The following is a 7,496-nucleotide window of genomic DNA, read 5'->3' as shown; positions in this document are numbered from 1 at the left end:
GCCATCATCGGCCAGATGGACACCGGGGCGGTGCTGGAGCCGGCGGTCAAGTACCAGCGCATCGCCCAGACCAAGGGCCTGCCCCGGGATAACCATTAGTCCGGGGCGCCGCCCCGACCTTCGAACCAGCACCAGCGCCGACAAACGGCGGGCCTAGGGAGAAAACACGTGAAGCTGACCACGCTGAAGCACGCGCTCGTCGCCGGACTCGCCTCGGGCGTTCTGGCCTCCGCCGCCCTGGCGGGCGCGGGAGCCGCCGTCGCCCAGACCGCCGTCACGGGCGCCCTGCGCGCCGACCAGCCGGGTCCGGTCATCCAGCCCGAGGTCTACGGCCAGTTCGCCGAACACCTGGGGCGCGGCATTTACGAGGGCGTCTGGGTCGGCGAGGACAGCAAGATCCCCAACACCAGGGGCTACCGCAACGACGTGGTCGCGGCCCTGAAAGCCATCAAGGTGCCGCTGGTCCGCTGGCCGGGCGGCTGTTTCGCCGACGACTATCACTGGCGCGAGGGCGTGGGCCCGCGCGACAAGCGCCCGACCAAGGTCAATGTCGTCTGGGGCGGCGTCGAGGAGCCCAACAGCTTCGGCACCAACGAGTTCATGGAGTTCGCCGAGCTGATCGGGGCCAAGACCTACGTCGCCGGCAACGTCGGCACCGGCTCGCCCCAGGAAATGGCCGAGTGGGTCGAGTACATGGTCTCGCCGACCAGCTCGACGATCGCCAACATGCGTCGCGCCAACGGCCGCGATAAGCCCTGGAAGCTCGACTATTTCGGGGTCGGCAACGAGAACTGGGGCTGCGGCGGCCAGATGACGGCGGCCCACTACACCGATCTCTACCGCAACTTCGCCGAGTTCATCCGGGTGCCGAAGGGGACCAAGACCGAGAAGATCGCCGGCGGTGCCAACAGCGACGACTACAGCTGGACCGAAACGGTGATGGCCGGCGCGGCCAAGAACATGGATCAGATCAGCGTCCACTACTACACGATCCCCAGCGGCAAGTGGGAGAACAAGGGTTCGGCCACCCAGTTCGACGAACAGGTCTGGGCCGACACCATGTTCCAGGCCCTGCGCATGGAAGACCTGATCAGCAAGCACACCGCCATCATGGACAAGTACGACCCCAAGAAGCGGGTCGGCCTGGCCGTTGACGAATGGGGGATCTGGCACGACGTCGAGCCGGGCACCAATCCCGGCTTCCTGTACCAGCAGAACACCATGCGCGACGCGGTGGCGGCCGGCGCCACCCTGAACATCTTCCACAAGCACGCCGACCGGGTGCGGCTGACGGCCATCGCCCAGATGGTCAACGTGCTGCAGGCGATGATCCTGACCGACAAGGACAAGATGGTCCTGACCCCGACCTACTGGGTCTACGACTTGTACAAGCCTTTCCAGGGGGCGACCTCCCTGCCGGTCGAGCTGAACAGCCCGGCCTATACGGTGGGCAAGTCCAGTGTGCCGGCGGTCAGCGCCTCGGCGGGCAAGGACACCGCCGGCGTGGTCCACCTGGCCCTGGTGAACCTGGATCCGAACAAGTCGGCGACCGTGACGGTCAAGCTCTCGGGCATGACCGGCAAGACCGCCAAGGGCCGGGTGCTGACCGGGCCGACCATGAGCGCCCACAACACGTTCGAAGCCCCGAACGCCGTCAAGCCGGCGGCCTTCACGGCGGCTTCGATCAAGGGCGACACCCTGACCGCGATCCTGCCGAGCAAGTCGGTGGTGGTGCTGGATCTGAACTAAGGCTGGCGCTGATGGGGACATGTGCATGCGCATGTCCCCGGCCGTCTACACCCCCAACACCCGTCATCCTCGGACCTGTTCCGAGGACCCCTAGGTCCGCCGAGCTTTCGGTTGGGTTCGGGCCGCGAGCTCACCGCTCCACGGATCATCCTTCTTCGCGGCTGAAGCAGGGGTCCTCGGAACAAGTCCGAGGATGACGGCCGTTGATCGACGTTGAGCTGGCGGATCAGAGGAAGTTCACTCAGAACACCTTCATCTCGACCAGCCGCATGTCCTTGCCCGGCGCGAGATCGAACACCGCCCGCAGCTTGGTGGTCGTCATCGGCGCCCAGGCCGTGCGGTCGACGCCGTTGGCCAACGGAGCGGGGGCCTTGGCCAGGTCCACCCACTTGCCGTCGCGCCAGGCCTCAAGCCGGTAGCGCGACGGTCCGGCGAAGGTCTTGTCGTCGGCGAAGAAGCTGAGCTCGGCCGAGCGCACCGACACCGGCTTGCCGAAGTCGATCGCGAACCACGGCTGCTTCGCGTCCGCACCCGGCGACCAGCCGTTGGCCATCTCCGGGAAGAACCACACCCGCCCGTCCAGGGCCTGGTGAACGGTCTTGGGATCGTCGCCGGCCGAGGCCGAGCCGCGCGGATAGTCCGAGCGCACCAGATTGACCGCCAGGTCGATCGGCCGGGCGATCGGCGTCGGCGCCTTGCGCGCCAGCGGCGCGGTCAGCCTTTTCAAGGTCGGCGAGGCGGCGACCTCCTGGCCGTCCACCGTCATCACCAGGCCTTGGCGGCCGTAGCGCGAGCCGTCGGCGTCCCACGAGATCCCGACCAGATGGCCGTGATAGGGCGCGTCCCGCAGACTGAAATACTGCAGGAAGTTCGGATCGGTCGGGTCGCTGGGGGCCAGCGGATTGACCTCCAGCACGTCGTCGGCGCGCGGCCGCAGGCCGACCAGGCCGCTGATCACCAGGTCCACATAGCCGGAGTGATTGTAGTGGTGGCTGCGGGCCAGGCCGACGATGGCCTTGCCGGTGGCCGGATCGTAGTCCTCCTCAAGGTCCGGCTTGCCGTCCTTGAAATGCAGCTGGGTGTACTGGGCCAGCAGGCGGGCGTAGTCGGCGCGGGTGACCACGTCCTGATGGTAGTCGCTCAGCAGGTTGGCCAGGCCCGTCAGAACCTGGGTGGTCTGGAACGGCCAGACCGGGCCGTTCCACTGGCACTCGGGCGCGGTCCCTTCGTAGCGGTACTGGCGCATGTAGCGCTCGTACGACGGCTCGACGGTGCGCAGGCCGGCCGGCCCGGCCAACTGGTTCGGATCGACCGCGTGCTTCCAGGCCTGGGCGTAGGCCGGGGTGTCGTCGGGCAGGCCGAAGGTCCAGGGCAGGTAGCCGACCAGTTCGCGGCCGCGGATCGGGTCCCAGTATTTCACGTGCGCGTTGTTGACCTTGTAGCGGTCGATGAAGTGGGCGAAGTCCCGGCTCCACAGGCTCTTCTGCGCCTGGGCCTTCAGATCGACCGCGCGGGCGGCGTAGTCGGCGGCGGTCGCCGTGTCGCCGGTCAGGGCCGCCAGCCGGCTGATCGCCCGGGCGTTGGCGTACATGTAGCTGTTGATCGAGGGACGGAAGGCGTCGCCGCCTCTGAAGCCGTCCTTGCCGCCCGAGGCGTCGATCGAGCTGATCGTATATTCGGTGGCGTCCAGCAGCGGCTCGATCCAGTACAGCTTCTTGTCGAAGTCGTAGTGGTCGTCCCACAGGGCGTAGATGTGCTTCATCGCGCCGAGGTGGCGGGTGGCGGCGTCCTGGTCGCCGTCGACCAGGAAGCGGGCCCAGGTCGCGTCGGCGATGGCCTCGGCGAAGTGGCGGTCGTTGCCGCCGCCCTCGTACATGAAGTCGACATAGTCGCCGGCATAGCGCCGGTCGCGCAGCCAGCGCCCCTCCTGGATGTGGAAGCCAGTGGCGTCGTTGAGGCTGGCATAGGGCTCGCGCTGCCAGCCGACGTCGTCCAGGAACTCGGTGGTGATATAGCCGCGCGGACCCAGGTCGCGCTGGTGGGCGCGGAACACGCTCCAGCGGTAGTAGTAGATCTGCTCCAGCTTCTGGTCCGAGGATTCGAACAGCGGGATATTGCCCTCGTACCAGGGGGCGTCGTTTCCAAACCGGGCCGTGGCGATCGCGTGGGCGTCCAGCTTCGGCGAGGCCGCCAGGGCGGGCAGCGCGACCAGGGCCGTCGTCGCCCACAGCGCCATGGCCAGCTTCAAGCCCAGTCTCGTCGACGCCATCCGATCCTCCCCGGTAATTTTGTCTGAGTATTATTCGGCTTGGCGGGCGTCGCCAATCTTTCATGCGAGTCCGGCGAGGAAAGCGTTAGGCTCCCGCCCGTCCTGTAGGGGGCACGCCAACAAGGGAGATGGCGATGAAGACGTTTCTGGCTCTGTACATGGGATCCGACACGCCGATGGACCCCTCGTCGCTCAGCGACGAAACCAAGACCAAGGGCATGGCCGCGTGGGGTCAGTGGATGGCCGATCACGCCGCGGCGGTGGTCGATAGCGGCGGCCCCTTGGGCAAGACCAAGAAGACGGGGTCCGACGGCGTCAGCGACATTCGCAACAAGGTCGCCGGCTATGTGATCGTCCGGGCCGAGTCCCACGAGGCGGCGGCGGCGATGTTCGAGAACCACCCGCACTTCGCGATCTTCCCGGGGGACTCGGTGGAGATCATGGAGAAGCTGCCGGTCCCCGGTCAGGGGTAGGAACAACTTGGGAAGCGGAAACCTCGTCCTTCGACAGGCTCAGGATTAGGTTTCCTACTGCCGAGACCTGCACAATGGTCCTCATCCTGAGCTTGTCGAAGGACGAGGACCACGCACCGAGTCGAGTGCGGATAGGCTCTTAGCCGCGCCCCCACAGCCGCTCGTAGCGCCAACCGGTCAGGTTCTCGACGATCGCCTTGGACTCGTCGCTCTCGGCCTCGGTGGCCCCGGCGCGCAGGCGTTCGACCTCGTGGATCAGGACCTCGTGCGTGCGGGCGTTCAGGCGGAAGGACCACGACATCCAGAGGCCCCACAGCATGACCAGGATCGGCCCGCCGACCATCACCAGAACCACGGCGCGCACCGCCTCGGGCGACTGAACCACGGCCACGCCGGGATGGGCCTTGTCGGCGGAGATATAGCCGCCCAGGCCGATCAGCGAGGTGGTGACGACGATGGCCCCCGACTGGGCGATCTTGCGCACGAAGGTCATCACCCCCGCGAAGATGCCCTCGCGGCGCTGGCCGGTCACGGCCTCGTCGACGTCGGGCAGGTAGTTGTAGACGCTCCACGGCACGAAGTTCAGCGTCCCGCGGCCCAGGCCCGCCAGGATGATCGGCACGAACAGCCAGAACAGCACGGTCGGCGAGGCGCCGCCGCCGAACAGGTTGCCGCCCAGGGCCGTCAGGCCCTCGGCGAAGCCCGCCGGCCGGATCAGGTAGAAGGCCAGGAACAGCAGCAGGGCCGCGCCGACGAAGCTGATGGCCATGCGGTACGCGACGGTGGGCCCGGTGCGGATGACCACGTTGATGGCGATCATCACCGAGATCAGCTGGGCGACGTACATTGTGGTCATCAACTGCGAGATCACCAGGGTGGCCCCCATCATCACCGTCGCCACGAACAGGGGGAAGGCGGTGTTGAAGATGTCCTGCGAGATATAGCCGCCCAGATACAGCGACAGGTGCTGGCGGAAGGCCTTGATGCGCAGGGTCGAGAACAGGTCGCGGAACATGTTGACCGGGATCAGCGCGGCCTTGGCCCAGTCCATGGGCTCGGGCTGGATCAGCTTTTCGGCCTCGGTATAGGGCCGCTCCCAGGTGAACAGCACCACTAGCAGCACGACTAGGCTGAACAGGCCGCCGAAGATCGCCGCCATGATCAGGAAGGTGCCGGACGAATCCTTGCCGCCGAAGTGGTTGATGATCAGGGTCGGCAGGTAGGAGGCCAGGATCGCCGAGCTCTGGGCGATCAGCATCCGCACGCCGGCGAACTTGGCCTTCTCTTTGTAATCTTTAGTCATTTCCGCCGCGAGGGTTTCCCACGGGATCAGGAACATCGTGTAGAGGAACTCGAAGAAGACGAAGGTGAGAAGGTAGTAGGTGAAGGTCTGGCCCGTGACGAAGATCAGGGCGAAGGCGGGCAGCAGCGGGATGGTGACGATCAGGAAGATCTTGCGTCGGCCGATGCGCCGCCCGACCCATGTGTGGCGCAGGTTGTCCGAGATGTAGCCGATCAGCGGACAGGTGATCGCCTCCAAGAGGCGCGGCAGGCCCAGGATCAAGCCGGTCTCGACCGCCGACAGGCCGCAGAAGGTGATGAAGAAGTAGGCCAGCCAGCCGGTTATGACCGCCTGAGCCCCGGCTCCCAGCATGTCGCCGGAACCCCAGCTCCAATAGGTGACCCAGGAGGGTTTGCGGATGTCCGGCGTCGCCATCGTCGTCTCTTCCCTTTGGGACAGGGTCTGAAGCCCCGTCTTGGTGTTACGTCCGGCCGCTGGGACGAAAACCTCGTCCTTCGACAAGCTCAGGATGAGGTTTTTCTACTTCCCGGCGCCGGCAATGGTCCTCATCCTGAGCTTGTCGAAGGACGAGGACCGCGCGCCGAGTTTTAGATGAACGCCCGCTGGAACTCGCCCAGGGCCAGGATGGCCAGCGACTGGCCGTAGGGCATCGAGGTCAGGGGGATGTCCTTGTAGCCCTGCAGGGTGTCGAACACCGGGGTGCCGAACGACACCTGCTGCAGCTCGCCCTTGTCGTCGATGTTGGCCAGCACGCCCTTCAGCGCCTTGATCCCCATCGCCTGGTAGTCCTTGGAGACGTAGCGCTTGCGCACGGCTTTCAGCACGCCGTAAGCGAAGCCGGCCGTGGCCGAGGCCTCCAGGTACGAGGTCTTGTCGTCGACCAGGGTATGCCAGAGGCCGGTGTCCTGGTCCTGGTAGCGAGCCAGGGCCTTGATCTGGGCTTCCAGCGTGTCGATCAGGAAGTCGCGCAGGGCGTCGCCGGGCGGCAGGTCCAACAGCTCGATGAACTCCGGGATGGCGATCGTCACCCAGCAGTTGCCGCGCGCCCACAGGGCGTCGGCGAAGTTATGCCGGCCCTCGAAGGTCCAGCCGTGGAACCACATGCCGGTCTTGCGGTCGGCCAGGTACTTCACGTGCACCATGAACTGGCGCTTGGCCTCCTCGACGAAGTCGTCGCGGCCTAGCAAGAGGCCGATCTTGGCCAGCGGTAGGACGCTCATCATCAGCGTGTCGTCCCACAGCTGCTGCGGGTTCTCGCTGTTGAAGACGATGTGCTGGAAGCCGCCTTCCTCGGTGCGCGGGCCCTCGTACATCACGTAGTCGGCCCAGGTTTCCAGATAGGGCAGGTAGGTGTGGTCCCCGGTGGCCTCGTACAGGTAGGCCAGGGTCAGGAACGGCGAGACGGTGTTGATGTTCTTGGTCGGGGTGCCGGCCTCGAAGCGGTCGGCGAACCACTGGGTCATGATCTCGAAGGCCCGCGGATCGGCGGTCATCTCGTACTGCTTCCACAGGCCGTATAGGCCCACGCCGTGGGTCCATTCCCAGTCGTTCCAGCCCTTGGTGTCGATCACCCGGCCGTCGTCCAGGCGCAGCAGGAACTCGCCGGTCTCGTCCTGGATGTCGACCAGGTTGCTGATCAGCAGGGCGATCTTGGCCTTGATGTCCTTGGCCTCGAGGCCGTGGGCGAGATTGGGCACGGGGT

Annotated in this window: 6 protein-coding genes; 3 read left to right on the top strand and 3 right to left on the bottom strand. The window is 66.1% G+C overall.

From position 1 onward, the window contains the following. A partial coding sequence (locus tag ASD38_RS24525; protein WP_235523789.1) for a hypothetical protein occupies nt 1–99 on the top strand: 99 nt, incomplete at its 5' end. A 69-nt stretch (nt 100–168) separates the two neighbouring features. Next, nucleotides 169–1,749 carry an alpha-N-arabinofuranosidase gene (locus ASD38_RS07295; RefSeq protein WP_082560696.1) on the top strand — a complete coding sequence of 527 codons (1,581 nt, stop codon included), beginning with the start codon at nt 169–171 and terminating at the stop codon, nt 1,747–1,749. A 241-nt stretch (nt 1,750–1,990) separates the two neighbouring features. Here the strand turns inward: ASD38_RS07295 and ASD38_RS07290 are convergent, their stop codons facing one another. Beyond that, nucleotides 1,991–4,018, bottom strand: coding sequence for an MGH1-like glycoside hydrolase domain-containing protein (locus tag ASD38_RS07290; protein WP_056458907.1), 2,028 nt, complete (start codon nt 4,016–4,018; stop codon nt 1,991–1,993). A gap of 134 nt (nt 4,019–4,152) precedes the next feature. Between ASD38_RS07290 and ASD38_RS07285 the strand changes: the two genes are divergently transcribed. Continuing rightward, on the top strand, nt 4,153–4,491 hold the full coding sequence (locus tag ASD38_RS07285) for a hypothetical protein (RefSeq protein WP_235523785.1): 339 nt from the start codon (nt 4,153–4,155) through the stop codon (nt 4,489–4,491). A 139-nt stretch (nt 4,492–4,630) separates the two neighbouring features. Here the strand turns inward: ASD38_RS07285 and ASD38_RS07280 are convergent, their stop codons facing one another. Further along, nucleotides 4,631–6,208 (bottom strand): MFS transporter, encoded by a 1,578-nt coding sequence (locus tag ASD38_RS07280; RefSeq protein WP_056458901.1) that lies wholly within the window; start codon nt 6,206–6,208, stop codon nt 4,631–4,633. Nucleotides 6,209–6,381: 173 nt separating this feature from the next. After that, nucleotides 6,382–7,491: a beta-galactosidase BglB gene (gene bglB, locus ASD38_RS07275; protein WP_056458898.1), complete on the bottom strand. Its 1,110-nt coding sequence runs from the start codon at nt 7,489–7,491 to the stop codon at nt 6,382–6,384. Nucleotides 7,492–7,496 lie beyond the last annotated feature (5 nt).

Origin of the sequence: Caulobacter sp. Root487D2Y (assembly GCF_001427165.1) — a bacterium.
Taxonomy (GTDB): Bacteria; Pseudomonadota; Alphaproteobacteria; order Caulobacterales; family Caulobacteraceae; genus Caulobacter.
Note: the sequence above shows the minus strand (reverse complement) of the source record. Positions and strands in the feature narration are given on the sequence as shown.